General features: G+C 71.9%; 13 protein-coding genes and 3 pseudogenes. 2 read left to right on the forward strand and 14 right to left on the reverse strand.

Annotated elements, in window-relative coordinates; all coding sequences use genetic code 11:
* Window positions 1–53: 53 nt before the first annotated feature.
* The 12 genes and pseudogenes from ACZ4WV_RS33855 to ACZ4WV_RS33910 all read right to left on the reverse strand — a co-directional run bounded on the left by ACZ4WV_RS33855 (window position 54) and on the right by ACZ4WV_RS33910 (window position 11,150).
* The gene (locus tag ACZ4WV_RS33855) at window positions 54–359 is read right to left on the reverse strand and encodes a hypothetical protein (RefSeq protein WP_465752684.1); all 306 of its coding nucleotides are present in this window, start codon (window positions 357–359) and stop codon (window positions 54–56) included.
* A 172-nt stretch (window positions 360–531) separates the two neighbouring features.
* Window positions 532–1,029, reverse strand: a complete 498-nt coding sequence (locus tag ACZ4WV_RS33860) for a hypothetical protein (RefSeq protein ID WP_465752686.1) — start codon at window positions 1,027–1,029, stop codon at window positions 532–534.
* 35 nt (window positions 1,030–1,064) lie between these two features.
* Window positions 1,065–1,823 (reverse strand): hypothetical protein, encoded by a 759-nt coding sequence (locus ACZ4WV_RS33865; RefSeq protein WP_465752688.1) that lies wholly within the window; start codon window positions 1,821–1,823, stop codon window positions 1,065–1,067.
* A 97-nt stretch (window positions 1,824–1,920) separates the two neighbouring features.
* Window positions 1,921–2,445, reverse strand: coding sequence for a hypothetical protein (locus tag ACZ4WV_RS33870; RefSeq protein WP_465752690.1), 525 nt, complete (start codon window positions 2,443–2,445; stop codon window positions 1,921–1,923).
* Window positions 2,442–3,719, reverse strand: coding sequence for a hypothetical protein (locus ACZ4WV_RS33875; RefSeq protein ID WP_465752692.1), 1,278 nt, complete (start codon window positions 3,717–3,719; stop codon window positions 2,442–2,444). The genes ACZ4WV_RS33870 and ACZ4WV_RS33875 overlap by 4 nt, the downstream gene beginning before the upstream one ends.
* A gap of 31 nt (window positions 3,720–3,750) precedes the next feature.
* A pseudogene (locus ACZ4WV_RS33880) lies at window positions 3,751–5,255 on the reverse strand (ATP-binding protein).
* A 23-nt stretch (window positions 5,256–5,278) separates the two neighbouring features.
* Window positions 5,279–5,728 (reverse strand): DUF6238 family protein, encoded by a 450-nt coding sequence (locus ACZ4WV_RS33885; RefSeq protein WP_465752694.1) that lies wholly within the window; start codon window positions 5,726–5,728, stop codon window positions 5,279–5,281.
* Between the two features lie 34 nt (window positions 5,729–5,762).
* Window positions 5,763–7,232, reverse strand: coding sequence for an SCO6880 family protein (locus ACZ4WV_RS33890; protein ID WP_465752696.1), 1,470 nt, complete (start codon window positions 7,230–7,232; stop codon window positions 5,763–5,765).
* A 139-nt stretch (window positions 7,233–7,371) separates the two neighbouring features.
* The gene (locus ACZ4WV_RS33895) at window positions 7,372–8,871 is read right to left on the reverse strand and encodes an SCO6881 family protein (protein ID WP_465752698.1); all 1,500 of its coding nucleotides are present in this window, start codon (window positions 8,869–8,871) and stop codon (window positions 7,372–7,374) included.
* A gap of 15 nt (window positions 8,872–8,886) precedes the next feature.
* Window positions 8,887–9,582 (reverse strand): hypothetical protein, encoded by a 696-nt coding sequence (locus ACZ4WV_RS33900; protein ID WP_465752700.1) that lies wholly within the window; start codon window positions 9,580–9,582, stop codon window positions 8,887–8,889.
* Window positions 9,582–9,890: a DUF6112 family protein gene (locus ACZ4WV_RS33905; protein ID WP_063346628.1), complete on the reverse strand. Its 309-nt coding sequence runs from the start codon at window positions 9,888–9,890 to the stop codon at window positions 9,582–9,584. The genes ACZ4WV_RS33900 and ACZ4WV_RS33905 overlap by 1 nt, the downstream gene beginning before the upstream one ends.
* Before the next feature lie 78 nt (window positions 9,891–9,968).
* A complete protein-coding gene (locus tag ACZ4WV_RS33910; RefSeq protein ID WP_465752702.1) occupies window positions 9,969–11,150 on the reverse strand; it encodes a C40 family peptidase in 1,182 nt (393 codons plus the stop codon).
* 572 nt (window positions 11,151–11,722) lie between these two features.
* On the opposite strand from ACZ4WV_RS33910, the gene ACZ4WV_RS33915 reads away from it, so the two are divergent.
* Window positions 11,723–12,469 carry a DNA-methyltransferase gene (locus ACZ4WV_RS33915; RefSeq protein WP_465752704.1) on the forward strand — a complete coding sequence of 249 codons (747 nt, stop codon included), beginning with the start codon at window positions 11,723–11,725 and terminating at the stop codon, window positions 12,467–12,469.
* 86 nt (window positions 12,470–12,555) lie between these two features.
* On the opposite strand, the pseudogene ACZ4WV_RS33920 reads toward ACZ4WV_RS33915, so the two are convergent.
* Window positions 12,556–13,503: pseudogene (locus ACZ4WV_RS33920) on the reverse strand (DUF5655 domain-containing protein).
* A gap of 209 nt (window positions 13,504–13,712) precedes the next feature.
* Here ACZ4WV_RS33920 and ACZ4WV_RS33925 point away from each other — a divergent pair.
* Window positions 13,713–14,095: pseudogene (locus tag ACZ4WV_RS33925) on the forward strand (alcohol dehydrogenase catalytic domain-containing protein); the annotation flags it as partial.
* A gap of 111 nt (window positions 14,096–14,206) precedes the next feature.
* On the opposite strand, the gene ACZ4WV_RS33930 reads toward ACZ4WV_RS33925, so the two are convergent.
* Entirely contained in the window at window positions 14,207–16,255 is a 2,049-nt protein-coding gene (locus ACZ4WV_RS33930; protein WP_465752706.1) for an Hsp70 family protein, read from the reverse strand.
* Window positions 16,256–16,747: the final 492 nt, after the last annotated feature.

Below are 16,747 nucleotides of genomic sequence, written 5' to 3' on the forward strand. Positions count from 1 at the left end.
CTACGAACGCAAGGGCGAGCACTTCGCAGCCTTCGCCAGCATCGCCGTGGCCGTCATCTGCTACCGCAGACTCTCCAAATGAGATGACTCCTTAGGTCCGGGTGGCGGGGGTCGGAGCGCACCGAGCACATCCATACCGGGCGCTCGGGCGCCCGGGCGCCGATCCGCAGGGCGGGGGCGTCCAGCACGCCTCCGCCGAGAACCTCCTGCGGGTCGCCGAACAGGGGAAGTTGCTTGTCGGCGCCGCGGTAGTCGGCGCCGATCAGCCTGGGCCGCAGCCGGCCGTGAGGGTCGTCCAGGCCGTAGAGGACGGGGATCAGCGCGGCCGTGGTGGCGGCGCGCTGCAGGTGGGCGATCACGGAGTCCCCTCTCGGGCGGCGGGCTGGCTGACGGTGACAGGATCCGGTGGTTCGACGGTTTGGCCCGGCCGGACGGCTGTAGTAGACGGCCACCTGTCCGGCAACTTCGCGGGCATCAGCGTTGGGGGGTGAGCCCGTGTTCACAGGCGAAGTCCTCACCCCACCGGGCGTCTCAGACGAAGGGGTTCTCGGTCGGCCGGTCGGTTTCCAGGGCTGCCTCCAGTAGCTCGGGCAGGTCGCCGGGGTCGCTGGCGCGCTGGTCGATCCACCAGCCGGCGCGGGTGATCGTGCGCGCCTGGGCCTCGATCCGCTCCCACTCGGGTTCCGGCATGCCGGAGTCGACGACGAGGGCGGTGTAGGCGGCGGCGAGGACCTGGTGGCGGCAGCGCACACCCCAGGCGATGCCCTTCTCGGTGCCCTCCAGCGGCGGCATCCGGAACTGCTCGGACCAGGCTTCCGATTCGGCCTGCTCGGCGGCGCGCTTGGCCTCCAACCACGCCGTCCTATCGGCCTCGTCACCGGCCTTCGCCGCGCGCCAGCAGGCGGTGCACTCCTGCTTGGCCAGCCACTCGGCGAAACCGGCCCGGCGGTCGGCCGGACGGTCACCGAGGTCGCGTTCGGCCTCGTGCCCGCACGAGTGGGTGATCTGCCAGACCTTCTTCACGGCCATGCGCTCTGCTCCTTGGGTGTGGGTATGGGCGGGGGTCAGCGGCCGCGGCCGAAGGCGATGCGCGGGTCGACCGCCGCCGGCGGCGGGCTCACGGCCACGGCGGCCGACACGGGGGCGGGTACCTTGAGCGCGGCGTCGTCGACGCGGAACTTGTGTGTGGTGAACGCCTGCTGGGTCGGTGCGCGGTGGGCGGAGGCCTCCTCGGCGAGGTCGGGCAGCATGGCCACCTGGAAGTTGCCGCGCTGCAGCCCGACCGTGGTGCGGGCCACCGCATCGAGCGTCTCGGCCCGGGTTCCGGTAGGAGGTAGGTAGACGTCGAGGTCCCGGTGGCGGCGCCAGCCATCGGTCTCCAGGAAGATGCCTGGGTTGAAGGGCAGGTCGTCGTTGACGGCGGCGACGATGCCCAGGCTCGGGTGCTCGGCGATGGCGACGTCCGGACCGGTGCTCGGCAAGGGAGCGCGCTGCGGCCTGGGAACCTCCGGTGTGGCGTGCGCCTGCCGCGTTTGCACTCGGTGCTGCCGGTCGGTGTTCGCGGGGGCGAGGGACACGTCGGTGTCGACCCGGTAGCCGGCGCCGGTGAGCAGTTTGGCGGCCCAGATGGCGCGCTCGGGGGCCTCGCGGTGCTGGTCGGTGAGCGTGAAAAGCTGCGGGTTGTCGGGCAGGCGCTGGAAGTCGAGGCGCTCCAGCATCCACTGTGCGGCGGCCGATTGGGTGGGCAAGGAGGCGACGATGCCGTGGCTCGAGTTGTGCCCGATGGCGACGTCGGGCAGCTGGGTGGGTTCGGCGGTAGGCACGGTGGGGCTCCGCTTCGCTGGTTCGGACGGTGGACCGGTGAGCGGGGCGACGTCTCGTTCGGCGGGGCACAGCGGTCTTCCTTCCTGGACAGACGATTCAGCGGCGCGGCACGGCGGCAGCCGGGGCGGCAAGGACGGCCTCGTTGCCCCCGTTGCGGGCGTCGGGCCCGCCTGGCCTGCCGTTGTAGGGGACTTCGAACAGCTGGGGGTTGTCCGGGTCGTCCCGGGTCACGAGCCATGCGTCCGGAAAGCCGGGGACCTCGGGGCGTCCGCTTTGGGGCGGTGGCGAGAGCGACAGGAAGGTTCCGTCGGGTAGCTGCGCGACGGCGACGTAGTCGTCCGCCCCGAAGTCGACCCCGCTCTCAAGACCCCGCTGCATGAGGGGACGGGTGACCTGGGCATATGGTCGGGCCAGGCCGGTGGTGTCACGGCCGGTTGGGGCGTCCGGGCCGTAGACGTGGGCGGTGCCACCGAAGCCGCTGTCGGCGAACAGGACGCTCAGATGGTCGAGTTGAATGGCGTGCTCCTGTGGGCTGCGCGCCCCGGGGCGCTGTGGGTGGGGCGTTGATGATGCCGGGGAGCGGGAACTTGGTCCGGCCGCGAAGCCGTGATAGGCGGTCACCGCGTGCGGCGGGGAGCGCCTGCCGCCGGCGAAGCGGGCGGTGCGGGCGCCGCTGAGCCGTGGCCTCGAAGATGCCCGGTGCGGGCGAGTGCGGCTTTGACCTGCTGCTCGCGGTCCGGCACGGGCAGAGCGACCCTCGGTGCGACGTGCGCGGCGAGCGCGGGGAGCGGGCCGTCCGTGAGCGGTGCGGCGAAGTCCCATGCCTCCTGATTGCGCAGGTCCTCGGCGCGGTCCCGGAGCCGCTCGGCTTCGGTGCTCGTGCCGACGATGGCGGCCATGGCGCCTTGCCAGGCGTCCCGGACCTCTTGTAGCCGGGCGAGTGATGACTCGGCGGAGCTGAGCTGGCCCAGGGCGGGAGCGACGCTGGGATCGAGGCGGTCCTCGTGGTGGATGGCTGCCCGGATGCCGGCCACGAGGTGCGGCCCCTGGTCTATGAGCGTGATGATGTAAGGCCAAGCGGCGCGGTTGCGGTCGGCCTCGGATTCGAAGGCGCCGACCTCCCCGGGGTGGCCCCAGGACGAGCCGGGTTCGGGGATGTAGGCGGTGCTCAGGCGGTGCAGGCCCTCGGCGCCGTAGGTGAAGGAATCCGTCCGCGCATGCCAGACGGCTTGCCGGTAGCCGGGCGCGAGGCGGTCCCGGATATCGGCCGCCACTGTGGCGGGCGCCGCGTCGGAGGGGAACACGATGCGGGCCGGGGGTTTCACGCCGTCGAGGTGGTAGTCGGGAGCGTCGTCGGGCCGGGCCGCGCGGACCACGAGCTCGTGCCCGGGGCGCGGCCGTACGACGACGAGCCGCTCCCCGCCGGGACCCGAGAGTGCGAGCGCGCTGTGCGGGGCCGAGACGCTGTTCCAGGGCGCTGGGCCTCCGCCCCAGAGCCGGTCCCGGAGTTCGACGAGGTCCCGGCCTGGGTTGAGGGGACAGGGCTGGACGGACCAGCCGGGCAGGTGCTTCGCCAGCTCGGCGGCGAGCGGCGGGAGAGCCCCGGGGGTGTGCGGTTGGTCGGGCAGGGCCCGGCCGTCCTCGTCGAAGTACACCCGCACGTACGTCTCGTCTCCGGGCACGCTGGTGGCGACGGCGTCGCAGTGCCGGAACAGGGCGTGGGTGGATTCCCACTGGGCGCCGGTGCGGCCGGTGGAGGCGAGCACGAGGTGCCAGTCGGCTGGGGGATAGGGGCGACGGTCACGGCGCGCGGCGAGCAACTCTTCGAACGCCGTGAAGTCGGCCGCCGTGAGGTGAGCGTGGTCGAGGAAGGACTCGACGTCGTTGCTGGACAATCGGGTTCAGGATTCTCGAAGGGGCGGCCGGTCAGGCAGCCATGCGGAAGTCGGTGTCGTACAGCTGCTTCTCCTTGGAGTGGAGGAGGTGCTGAACGATGAAGCTGAGGCTGGCGACCTTCCACAGGCCCCGGCCGCGGGTGAGGGCGGCGATGGCCTGAGCCTCGACGCCGGTGAGGCCGAGCAGGGCCATGGCGGCGGGGATCTGGTCCGCTTCCTGCCGGTAGATGATCCGGGTCGAGCAGTCGGCCAGGAGGCCCTCGGCCAGGACGCGCCCGCGCGATCCGGAATCGCCTGCGGACAGCAGGTCGGAAAGCCGGTGCAGGATCAGCAGGTTGGCGATTCCCAGCCCGCGGCTGAGCTTCCACTGCTGCTGCATTCGCTCCAGCAGGCCGACATGGCGCAGGATCCGCCACGCCTCGTCGTAGATCACCCACCTGCGGCCACCGTCCGGGTCGGCGAGGGCGGCCTCCATCCACGCGCTCGCGCAGGTCATGGCTAGGACGAGGGCGGTGTCGTCGCCGCTGCTGCCCAGGCGGGACAGATCGATGGAGAGCATCGGCGCGTCCGGGTTGAACGTGACGGTGGACGGCGCGTCGAACATCCCGGACAGGTCGCCGTGGACCAGGCGGCGCAGGGCGTGCGCGAGGTCGTCGGTCGCGTGGCCGAGGCTTCCGGCCTGGCCGCCGAGGGCGGCGTCGAGCCGTTCGGGGCGGCCGAGGGCGTGGGCGATGTCGCCGAGCAGCGGCACCGTGCCGGCAGCCTCGGCGTCGGCGACGACCAGGTCCAGGGCGACGTCGAGGCCGGTGTGCTCCATCGGCAGCAGATCGCGCTTGAGCACGGTGGCCGCGAGGCTGGCTAGCAGCAGGAGCCGGCGCTTGCGGACCTCGCTGGTCCAGTCCTGTTCGCTCACCCCGTCCGGGCGGGCGGGCGCGTCCAGCGGGTTCAGCCTCCCCGGGAGACCGGGACCCAGCGCGATGGTCTGCCCACCGAGCGCCTCGGCCAGACCCGACCACTCACCCTTCGGGTCGGAGGGGACATAGATCTTGTATCCGTGGGCGATGGCGCGGGTGGCGATCGATTTGGCGAGGGCGCTCTTGCCCATGCCGATGACGCCGCACAGGATCGCGTTCGGATTTGTGAACCCGTCTATTCGGCCGGAGTTGTAGAGCGTGAAGGGGTCGAAACAGAACGAGCCCTCGGCGTGGAGATCGCGGCCGATGAAGATCCCCTCGGCGCCGAGGCCGGCCTCCGCGAGGAACGGGTAGGCCCCCGAGGCGGTGGCGGTGGTGAGGCGGTGCTTGGGCAGACGGAGCTTGCCGCCGCGGGCGGAGGCGGGACCCGGGCGCCCGGAGGCGGGGTAGATGGGCCGCAGGTCGGGGTCGGCGCCCGCGTGCTCGCGGCGCACGGAGGGGACGGCGGCGAGGCGGGCCTTGGTGCGGCCTGCGCGAACTCGGCGCGGGCGGCGCGCTGCTGGGCGCGGGTGGACTTGCGCGGGACGAACAGGTGGGATGCGGTGGCGCGGTTCCTGGACATGGTCTCGAATCCGGGGTGAGGAGTCAGCGGCGGACGAGGCCGGTGAACGGGGTGTGCAGGTCGGCGGGGGTGGTGCGGCGGCGCACCAATTGCGCGGTCTCCTGGTGGCGGCGGCAGATGCTCAGCTCCGGAGCGCCCTCGGGCTGACGGGCGCGGCAGGCGTCGGGCCCGGGGACCTCGCCGCTGCCGAGCCGAGGCGAGGCGTGGTAGGCGGCGTGGAGGTGGTCGGCGGCCTGCCACAGTCGGGCGCGCGCGGCCTTGAGGTGGTCGCCCTCGGCCGGCAGTAGCGGCGCGGTGCGTTGGGCGTGGGCGTCGAGGAGGCCGTGCAGCGCGACCACGTGCTCGTGCAGGGAGTCGAGTTCGGCTCGGGAGGCGACCAGCGGGCCGGTCGGGATGTTGAGCGCGCGGTGGAAGTCGATCGCGGCGGTCGCATACGGGACGAAGTCCTGCGCGACGGGGGTGGTGGCCGGCATCGGGGTGCTCTTTCGGAAGGCGGGAGGACCGGCATCAGGCGGCGAGGGCGAACGGCAGCGCGGAGGCGGTGAACGCCTCGGCCTGCTGCCAGGTGAGCGGGCGCAGGTCGAGCTGGGCGCCAACGGCGGCGGACTCCACCACGGCGCAGGCGGTGCGCAGTTCATCCTCGGTGTCGGCGGAGACGGTCAGCAGTCCGGTGAGGGCGACGTCGGCGTGGCCGGCGATCAGCTGCCGCTCGCGGTCCTGGATGTCCTGGTACTCCACCGAATCGGCCTCGCTGGAGACCTGGCCCTTGCGGGCACGCTCGGCCGAGTCCGCGATCACCGACGCCTTCTTGCGGCGCACGTCACGCAACGCCGAGTCGAGGTCCTGCGGCTCGTAGGCCAGGGAGACGGTGCGGCGTACACCGGAGGCGAACATGACCTGGTGAAGGAAGCCAGGGTTGACCTGCGTCCTCGGCCAGTTCTCCACCCAGTACGTGGTGTGGTGGGCGGAGTCGGTGGAGATGTGGTCGGCCTTCTCCATCACCACGACCGGACCGGCGGCGGCCGGGTCGGCGGCCGGACGCCCGTCCTCGGACCAGCGGTCCAGCGCCGCACGGGACTTCGGGTCATAGGCGGTGCGGGCGACGGCGGCAATCTCGCCAGCGGACAGCCATCCGGCCGGGGTGAGGCCGGCGGTGCGGGCGGACTGCTCGAACGCGGAAGTGAGCTGGGCCAGGACCGCGAAGCCGCCGGTCAGGCCGCCTCCGGCCTGGTTGATCAGCCGCCGGGCGCCCTTGAAGTCCAGGGCCACGGCGACGTACGCCTCGTGCGGTGCGGCAGCCGGACCGGCGCCCCGGATCAGCTCCCCGTACAGCTCGCCGGCGAGTTGCGCGTCGGGGCGGCCGTGCTCCTCCCAGTACCGGCGTAGCGCGTCACCGGTGTCCGGGACGGTCCGCTCGATCACCTGGACGCGGGCGACCTGGCCGGTGCGGGCGAGCGCCGCCAGCGCGCGCCCCCACCCGGTGACGTTGGCGTTCTGGGTGCCGGGGTCGAGGAGGGCGTACGCGCGGGAGGAGACCTTGACGATCGCGGTGAGGGTGCCGGCGTGCGGGTCGTGGACGGCGCCGTAGCGGCCATCGGGGGCGGTGACGACTCGCAGGCTGGCCGCACTGCCGGGCAGGTGGAGAAGGCCCTCGCGCACCGGGCGGGAGGAGGGGCGGGTGAGCCAGAGCAGCTGGCCGCGCAGGCGCCGCAGGCCGTAGCGGGCGGCGACGGGTGCCCAGTCGGCGAGGGTGCGGCCCCGGTAGCGGATGAACACCAGGGCGGCGACACCCGCCCACAGGGGTATGAGCTGCAGGGCGCCGGTGACGCCTCGGGTGACGAGCACGGCGAGCAGCAGCAGGCCGGTGGCCGACGTGGTGATCAGCTGCGGGGCGCTCAGCCCGAGCAGGATGCCGCGCTTGGAGCGGTGGGGGAACTTGACGGACGCAGGCGTGGCGTCGGGCGTCGAGGAGGACATCGGTGTTCCAGAGGGGTGAGCGTGTGGGCGGCGGGCGGGGGCGCGGCACTCTTCTGGACGTCATCGCGGGTGCTCCTTCGCTGGTGGTAGGGGCCCTGGGGCGGGCTGCCGCTCTCCCCAGGGCGTTGGGGGGGGTCGGTCAGGAACCAGGGGTGGGGTCGTTCGGGTAGACGAACCGGGTCGGCTCCGGAACTCCGGCCGGGGTCGGTCCTGCGCTCGGGGGCGCGAGCGGTGCCGGGACACCGGGGCCCGCCGGGGCCGGGCCAGGTGCCGAGGGTACGGGTGATGCCGGGACACCGGGGTTCGCCGGGGCGGAGCCGGGTGCCGAAGGCGCGGGGAAAGCCGGGGCCGTTGACACGCCCGGTACGGACGGTGCGGATGGCTGGGCCGCGACGCCGTCCTGGCCGCCGGCGGATGCCGGCTTGCTGCTGCCGCTGCCGCTGTCGGGTGAGGCCCGGGTGATCAGGGCCGGGATGCCGGGTCGGGTGACCAGGGCGCGTCCGCGGTCGCCTCCCGCGCTCGGGTTCTCGCCGAATCGGAACTTCGTGGGCTGCTGAGCGGGACCGGCGTCGATGCCTTCCTTGCTGATCCGGCCGGTCGGGTCGATGCCCGAGGCGGCACCGCCACCGCCCATGCCCGGGACCTGGGGCGGTCCCTGCGGCGCCGGGATTCCCATGCCGGGCTGCATGGCCAGGGTTCCGGCGGTCTTCGCCGCCCCGGCCACGGTCGCCATGCCGGCCATGCCGGTGCGGTGCGTGTCGTCGTGGCCGCTGCCGTCTGTCGCCCAGTGGACGAACTTGTAGACGGCGTAGGGGCACAGCAGCACCAGGACCATGATCACGACACCGGCCATGGCGTCGGACAGGGCGGCCATGCCGTCCTTTGCGTCCGTCTTGCCGAGGGCGGAGACACCGACGAGGAAGACCACCGTCATCAACAACTTGCTGACGATCAGGGTGGCGGTGGCCTCGATCCAGCCGCGCCGCCACCGCTGGGCGACCTCCCAGCCGCCGCCGGCACCCGCGAACGCCGCGAGCACCACCAGGATCAGCACGCCGACCTTGCGCGCGACCATCACGCCCCAGTAGAGGAACGCGCCGATCGCGCTGCCGACCGCCACCAGGGCGGGGATAGCCCAGCCGAGGGCGAACATGGGGCCGAACTGGCTGACCTTGATCATGCGCCTGACGGCGTCGGCCACGCTGGTGTGCGCGGCTTGGAACAGCCCGGCCGACAAGGCGTCGACCACGGTCACCGCGACCGCCGTGAAGCTGATCGCGCCGAAGGCGAAGAGGACGCCGGTCATTGTGCCCCAGGCCGCCTTGGCCAGCGCCCGTTCATCCCGCCGCCAGGCGGCCAGGATCAGCTGGGCGCAGAAGGTGCCCACGGTCAGGATCAGCCCGATCGGCAGGATCAGCTGGTAGTTGTCCCTGAACCACGGCGCTGACAGGTCGATGGCCGTGGTCTCGTCGACCGCCTTCGCGCACAGGTCGACGGCGCTGGCCGCCAGCTCCCCCATGCTCTTGGCGATCCACGCGCCGATGCCATCGGTGATCGACTTGCCCGGGTCGCTGACGAAGTTGATGCCGTCGACGACGTTGCAGACCTGGGCCACCATCGGGAGATTGCAGATATCCACGAGGAACTCCCCAGGTCAGGGCGCCACAGCCGGCAGCACGCCGGCCAGGGCACACGGGCGGTCAGGACGGCACTGGACGGCGAGGGTCACCGAACGGTCCTCAGCCCCACCCTGTGGGGCGCCGTCCCAGGAGATCGACTGCTTCCCGGAGACGGTCACGGCGTAGACATACGCCTGCGTGATCGCCCCCGGATCGGCCTGCAGCGCCTTGGTGAACCTGTCCGGGAAATGCGCCTCGTCCGCAGTCGCGGTGGCGAACTGCCCGGAGTCGGCCATCCGCCCCCACAGCACCGGGGAGGGCACCAGGCGGTCGACCGAGTCGGCGTCGAGGTACTGCCCCTCGTTGGTCAGCCACCGGTGCAAGGAGGCCACCAGCTCCGGCTGCGAGGACGAGCGGGTATCGTACGACCACAGCGCCACCGCCGCCGCCTTCGCGAAGGTGATCGGATCGTGCGTCGAGGGCGGCCCCGGCAGCTCCTTCGGATGCCCGCCCAGCGACGACGAAGTCACCGGCGCAGAGGGCGTGGCCGAACCCGCAGCCGCAGCAGCCGGGTTGGCGGCCTCCCGCCCGTCCCGGGTGACGTAGGCGAGCACACCGGCGCAGGCGAGGAGCACCACCAGGACGAGCGAACCCAGCAGCGCCCGGCGGCGCACCAGCACGCCGCCGGAGCCACCTGGGCGAGGGCCCGAGCTGAAGGAATGTTTCTGCATTACTTGACCTGGCTTCCGAGCGTCGAGAAGAACGACACGACGCCGTTCGCAGCGCCCAGAAGCAGGGCGGCACCGGCGCTGACAAGGACGCCCTTCTTGCCGTTGGCCTCGGCCTGGTGGCCGCCGGAGTGATGGCCCCAGGCCCACACCCCGGCGCTGACGGCCAGGGCTCCGACGACCGCGATGATGCCGAACAGGTTCAGGCTGCCCATCACCTGCTTGAGGACCGAAAGGCCGGGCAGGCCACCCTCGTTGGGGGTGATGCCGGGGTCGTAGGCGAGCTGTACGACTGCGTCCGCGAGATACAAGGGAAGCTCCAGAGCGGTTCAGGGCGCGCGAAGGCAGCCCAAAGAAAGGGGGAGGGGAGGGGGAGGAGGAGAAACCGATCAGGCGACCCGGCGGGCGGCGAGGATCTCCGGTCGCCACGAGGCCAGGGTCGAGATCTTGACCACGTCACCGGTCTTCGGCGCGTGCACGATCAGCCCCGAGCCGATGAACATGCCCACGTGCTCCGGCACGGCGGCGGTGCCGCGGGTGAACAGCAGGTCGCCGGGCTTGAGCGAGTCCGCTGAGACGGCGGTGCCCTGTTTGACCTGGTCGTACGTGGTTCGCTCCAGCGAGATGCCGGCCGAGCGGTAGGCCATCTGCATCAGCGAGGAGCAGTCACACCGGCCCATCGGGTCCGCGCCATGGGAGTTGGCGCACGTGCCGCCCCACTGGTACGGCGTACCGAGCTGGCCGAGCGCCCAGCGGATCGCGGTCTGCACAAGCTGCGGCGCATCGGCCGGGATCATGTACCCGCCCGGCAGCGAGCCCGCAGGAATCGTGCCGAAGTCGCTGCCGTCACCGCCCGTTGTGGGCGTCCCACAGCCGCTGTCCGCCGCCGGGCTGGCACTCGCGGCGGCCGTTGGCGTCGGTGTCGGCGTCGGGTTCGCCGTGGGGGTGGCGCCGGAGGCGGGGGCGAGCAGCGGCGCGAGGGCCTTCTGGAGTGCCTCCGCCAAGGGCTGCCACTTGGCGTAGGCGTCGGGGAAGCTGGAGCGCTGCACCGCCTGGGCGGCCTGAGTGACGGTCATCGTCTCCCAGCCGCTCACCTTCTGCAGCGCCTCATAGAACTTCGTCGAGGCGTACACCGGCTGCATGATCTGCTCCGGCGTGCCCCAGCCCTGCGACGGACGCTGCTGGAAAAGCCCCAGCGAGTCCCGGTCGCCGCCGTTGACGTTGCGCAGTTCGCTCTCCTGCAGCGCCGTTGCCAGGGCGACGACCTGCCCGCGCACCGGGATGTGCATCGCGACACCGGTGGCCTGGATCGTCCGGGCGTTGGGGATCTGCTCGGACGGCTTGCTCAGCCCGGCCACGGCCGGAGCCGACAGCGGACTGGAGCCCTTGAGGATCGCCTCGACCTGCGCAGCCACCGCTGTGGAATCCACACCCTGTGGACTGCCCCCGGACGGACAGGAGCTGGACGTGGAGGCCGAGGCGTTGCCCGCGCCGACGATCGCGACGGGCAGGGCCAGGACCAGCGGACCGGCGGCGACGACGCCGACGAGCGCGCCGAACGTCTTCTTCACGACGGCCCCTGGTCACCGGGCAGCGGCCAGACAGGCAGCGGAGGCGGGTGAGGGCATGGGTGTGCCAGGGCATGCTGCATCGCAGCGGCTCCTCGGGGATTCGTAGGACAGCGCGGTGCCGGCCTCTCGTGCGAAGAAGTCGCCGGCACCGCGCCGGTGGTGAAACCGCCCTCAGTCAGGGCGGGCCCGGGTACGGGAGTTGGTAGCTCCAGGACGCCGGTCTCGGGTCACGCGCGGCAGCCAGCCGCGCTCGTAATCTCAGCCGCAACACGACGGCACCTCTCGGGAACGGGGGAGACGAAGACGCTGCCCCGCGTGGCTCAGGGCACAGGGCGCACGAATCAACACGCGCCGGACCAGGGCCGTTTGGCCCGCTGCCTGGTTGGCATGGCGAGACAGTAGACGCGAAAGTCGGCCGCACCAAACGACCCCCACACGGGCCGGAAGCCTGGAGTCGCTCATTAGGTGCGGCCGCCGATCGCGGCTACCTTCCCCGGCATCCCCGCTCCCGGCGGCTGCCGCCGGGCGCCGCCCGGAGCGGGCCCAAGCACCACGCCCCGAAGGAAGTTCCCATGAGCTACAAGCTGCACCGCGGCGACGCCCTCACCTTGCTGAAGACACTCCCGGACGAGTCCGTCAACGCGGTCATCACCGACCCGCCGTACAACAGCGGCGGCCGGACCAGCTCCGAGCGCACCAGCCGCGACGCCCGCGCCAAGTACGTCACCAGCGGCAGCATCCACGACCTCAAGACCTTCCCCGGCGAGAACCGCGACCAGCGCTCCTACCGCTCCTGGCTCACCGAACTCCTCACCGAGGCCTACCGGGCGAGCACCGAGCACGCCGTCGCAATGGTCTTCACCGACTGGCGCCAGGAGCCCACCACGAGCGACGCGCTGCAGATGGCCGGCTGGACCTGGCAGGGCACCATCCCCTGGATCAAGCCCGCCAGCCGTCCGCGCAAGGGCGGCTTCAAGCAGAGCGCGGAGTTCATCACCTGGGGCGTCAAGGGCACGCTCGACAACAGCCGTGACCTCTACCTGCCCGGCCACTTCACCGCCTCCCAGCCCCGCAAGGACCGGGTGCACATCACCCAGAAGCCGGTGGAGATCATGCAGCAGCTCGTCCGCATCTGCCCCGAAGGCGGGACCGTTCTCGACCCCTTCACCGGGAGCGGCTCCACCGGCGTCGCTGCCCTGCGCGAAGGCCGGCGCTTCGTCGGCGTCGAACTCAGCCCGCACTACGCCGACATCGCCGAACAGCGGCTGCGCGCCGAGCTGACCCAGGACGACTTCGTCCTCGCCGGACCGGAGGCGTGAGTATGAGAAACGCCGCCACGGTGAGCGGCCGAAGACACGAAAAGGGCGGCCGGAGCACCAGACTCCAGCCGCCCTTCCGGCATCCCTCAGGACTCCTCGACCGCCCGCCGGATCAACGGCACCGCTTTTTCCACTTCCGCCGACGAGGCGATCCGCACCTCCAGGTCACCCGTCCCCAGGTGCCCGATGCCCCGTACGTCACGGGTGAAGCCCTCCTCCAGCTCCACCGTGTCCGGGTCCAGCCGCAGATAGACCAGGATTGCCCGGTGCGAGACGGATGGCCGGAAGACCACCGACGCCACGTTCAGCATCCGCCGGTAGGCGATGTAGTGCTTGAGCACCACCACCTCCAGCTCACCCACCGAAGTCAGCACCTCGTCCAGCTCGCCGTACAGCTCCCGCAGGCACCCCGGTACCTCCACCTTCGAGGCCCCCGCCGGCACCGCGACCGCCTCCGGCTCCTCGCTCACCTTGCCGGCCGGAGCAGCCGACACCGCCGGCGCACCGGAGGCGGAGAAGCCCGGAACGGTCTCGACCAACTGCAGTGTCAGCAAGCCCGGTCCGAAGACCCGGTAGCGCACCAGGTCCACACGGTAGTCCCGCTGGTAGAGGGAGGCTGCCGCCCGGTCATGGCGTGAGAACTCGCCCGCGACGCAGATCACCCGGGGCCGCCGCCAGTCGACCGCCTCCGCCGCACCGGCGCCCAGACGTCTGCGCACCAGCGCCTCGAACTCATGCCGATGCGCCAGCAGTCAGACCAGGTAGGAGCCGGCCTGAGCGATCACCCCGGCATCGCGCCCCCGCTTGAACTCGATGACCACCGGCACGCCGTCCTCGTCCAGGCCAAGCGTGTCAATCCGTCCCTGATGCCACGGCCCCGTGGCGTACTCCGACGCCAGGGACCGCACCCCCAACATCGACTCCAGCGCTCCCTCGACCCGCCGCTGCAGCTCCCGCTCCCGCGCCACCGTCGAACCCCGCAGCTCGACATCCCGGCCATCGGCACCCCGCCGGAACACCTTCAGATCGGCCACCCACGCCCCCTTCGCACGACCGTACCCAGAGGCCAATCCACAAGAGGAACGGGGTATTCCGCTTCATGGCTTCTCGGTGTGCTCTAAAGACCTATGGTGTGCCGCTGGCCGCCCTCGACGCGCAGTGCCCGTGCGGTTCCCGCCCCGGCCGCCCCGCCCGCCCCGGTCGGGCCGGCAGCCGACCAGCCTGCCCCGGGCATCCCGACGCCATGAACACCGGGGAACTGATCGAGGTCGTGCTGCCGGGCAAGTTTCGAGCCGGAGGGCCTTCAGGTGCGGCACGGGTCCGTCCCGGCAGCCGGTCCCGGGCAGGCCGTCGTTCGCATGGAGGCGACCGGTGTCTCCTTCGCCGAACAGTAGACGCGCCGCGGCCGCTACGCCCTTCCCGTTTGTCCCCGGCTACGACCTGGTCGGCACGGTCGCCAGGGCCGGGGACGACGTCGATCCCGGCCTGGTCGGCACGCGGGCCGCGGCGCTGCTAAAGGTCAGCGGCTGGGCCAGCCACGTGGTCGTGGACGCCGCCGACCTGGTCCCGGTGCCCGGCGGCATCGGGCCCGCCCAGGCCGAGACGGTGGTGGTCAACGGCATCACCGTGTCTTCTGGGACCGGTCTGTTCCCGATGGGAGTAGGCGGGTACAGCACTTCTGCCGATCTCGATTCCGGCGCGGCCGCGGGTGTCGACCTCCCGGCCCCAGCGGACGGCTTACGGTTGCCGACGGTGCGGTGCGCGAGCGAGGCGGGCGACGGCCCTGCGGTGCAGGGTGGGCTTCATCCACCAGCCGCTCGTGAAGAGGACCAGTCCAGGGAGCAGGAGGAGTGGGCTGCCGACGTTGGTCTGGGGGTGGGCCCAGGCCATGATGCCGGTGCCGGTCATCAGGAAGCCGGCGGCGCGGGCGATGCCGAGCAGGAAGCCTTCTGCTGCGGTGGCCGTGGTCACGTCCTCGGGGTGGATGCGGGCTTTGCCGGACTTGAGCAGGTCAACGGCTTGTTCTTCGCTGAGCCCCGGCAGGCCGGCCCGCAGTTCGATCTTCGGCACACTGCTTGACTCTGCGGACGGCGCCGCTCGACCCGCGCCGCTGCCTGCCGCACCCGCCCCGTGCGCGGTGGATCGCTGGCGGTCTGTCGGGGAGTCGGGTGCGGGCTCCAGTGGGACCAGGGCGACGGAGTCCGGAGGCACCGGAGCCAGGGGCCAGCTCACGTCCATGCGCCACTCCTGCCCACTCGCCGCATCGATGGCGGACACCTGCACCTCCCCATTGGCGTCCACCTGGATCGTGACCTCGACCCGTGCGGGATCGGACCCGGACCCGCGCAGGCCGGGCAGAGGAAGGGTGCCGATGCGCTGGGAGGAGGATGTCGGCGAACTACCGCCCTCGTGGACGCTCACCGCGGCGCACCGTGAGCCGTCCCGCGGCAGCGGTTCGGCCGCTACGAAGGTCTGAGAGCGGAGCGTCGGCTTCGTTGCGCCCTGGGGGACCAGCCATGTCACGGCGCCGCCCTGGACCTCGATGCCGAGGGGCCCGAGCACCGTGTCCAGGAACAGCAGATCGCGGCGCTGCCCGGTAAGGATGGCCGCCTGCAGAGCGGCGCCCGCCGCGGCCTCCTGTCCGTTCAGAACCCGCACCGGCCGACCGCGGAACGCCTCGCGCACAGCATCCCGGACGGCCGGCATCCGCGCGGCGCCGCCCGAAAGCAGGATCACGTCGACCTCGGGCGCGGTCGCGCCCAGATCGCCGGCCAACTCGCGCGCCACGGCCGTGGCACGCTCGCGCAGCGGCGCGGTGAGCTCCTCGAACCGGTCCCGGACCAGCACCTGTTGCAGATGGACGGGGCCGTGGGAGCCGGTGGCGAGGTAGGGCAGCTCCACGGTCGTGGCCGAGGACGAGGACAGCACGATCCTGGCCTGCTCCGCGGCTTCCCGCAGCCGCTCCACGGCCGCAGCGTCACCGCTCACATCCACCCCTGAGCGATTCCGGCAGCGCTCGGCCAGATAGTCCGCGACAACCTGGTCCCAGTCGTCACCGCCCAAGCGCACATCGCCCCGAACCTCGCCCACATCGGTTACGAGGTCGCCCACCCAGCCCAGACCCACTGACATCGCGTCGCAACTGCCCGCACCCAGCCGGACGACCACAACGTCCGTCTCCTCGCCGTCGACGATCCGGTCCGCCGCGTAGGCCAGGGCGATACAGGCACTCTCGTGGGCCAGCCGCAGAACCTCCAGGCCGGCCAGTTCCGCTGCCTGGCGCAACGCCTGCCGCTGGTCCGGGCCGAAGCCGACGGGGACGGTGAACACCGCACCGCTCACGGGCTTGCCGGCGAACGCCTCCGCGTCCTGCTTGAGCTGACGCAGCAGCAACGCCACGATCTGCGGCGCGCTGTAGGAGTGGCCGTCGACTTGAGCGTGCCAGTCCGTGCCGAGAAGGCGTTTGACCGCTCGGAAGGTCCGATGCGGGTTGACGGCGGCCTGCCGCAGAGCCGCCTCGCCGACGAGCAGGTCGCCGCCCTTCGTGAACGCGACCACGGACGGAGTGGTACTCGAGCCATCGGCGCCCCTCACCGGAACGGGCCTGCCCTCACGGAGGACACACACCGTGGACCTGGCCGTTCCGAAGTCGATCCCCACCACACCGGCCACCGCTGCCCCCAGCCTCGCGCACCACCATCGTTCCGGGCCTCGCAGAAGGATAGGCCAGCCCGTGTGGCGACGGGCAGACGACCCCTCAACAGCTTGGCGGTGCGTCCTCAACACCGTGCCGGGCAGAGTACTTGACGCCAAAGCGGTCAGTGCACCGTTGGCCCGCTGGCATTTCGGGGGCGGGCGGCACCTGGCTGGCCGTCAGAGCTGGCCGGGCGCATAACCAGTCGGGGAAGACCGGGCAGGCTGTGCAGCGCGAGGGCGCCGGTGCGTTCTAGACAGCTCACGACCTGGCGCACCGTGGCGGCATCGAGTGGTGGGTGGTGGTCACCCAGCGGATCGCCGCCGATCCCTGCCGCACCTGAGCCTCGGTGCGTGCGACTCGGGACCATCCTCCGCGGCGGTCATCCGCCCTCCCAGTGGCCGATCTCAGGGCACCGAGCCGGACGCGGGTACCAGTCCCATCCTGACCCGGCCTTCAAGACGCGATCTGACGCCATGCGCTTGGTTCATCCCTGTGGCTCAGCCGATCCGCGCGGGGGCTGGTGGCGGGGCTCGTCGACAGGAGCCGTCGTCGAGGAACGTCCGCCGGGCGGTGAGGTCTTC

Source organism: Kitasatospora sp. NPDC029312 (assembly GCF_055569215.1).

Coding starts and splice junctions, on each gene's coding strand:
- ACZ4WV_RS33860 (WP_465752686.1), bottom strand. CDS start 1,029: ATGGCCGTGAAGAAGGTCTGGCAGATCACCCACTCGTGCGGGCACGAG.
- ACZ4WV_RS33885 (WP_465752694.1), bottom strand. CDS start 5,728: ATGCCGGCCACCACCCCCGTCGCGCAGGACTTCGTCCCGTATGCGACC.
- ACZ4WV_RS33890 (WP_465752696.1), bottom strand. CDS start 7,232: ATGTCCTCCTCGACGCCCGACGCCACGCCTGCGTCCGTCAAGTTCCCC.
- ACZ4WV_RS33900 (WP_465752700.1), bottom strand. CDS start 9,582: ATGCAGAAACATTCCTTCAGCTCGGGCCCTCGCCCAGGTGGCTCCGGC.
- ACZ4WV_RS33915 (WP_465752704.1), top strand. CDS start 11,723: ATGAGCTACAAGCTGCACCGCGGCGACGCCCTCACCTTGCTGAAGACA.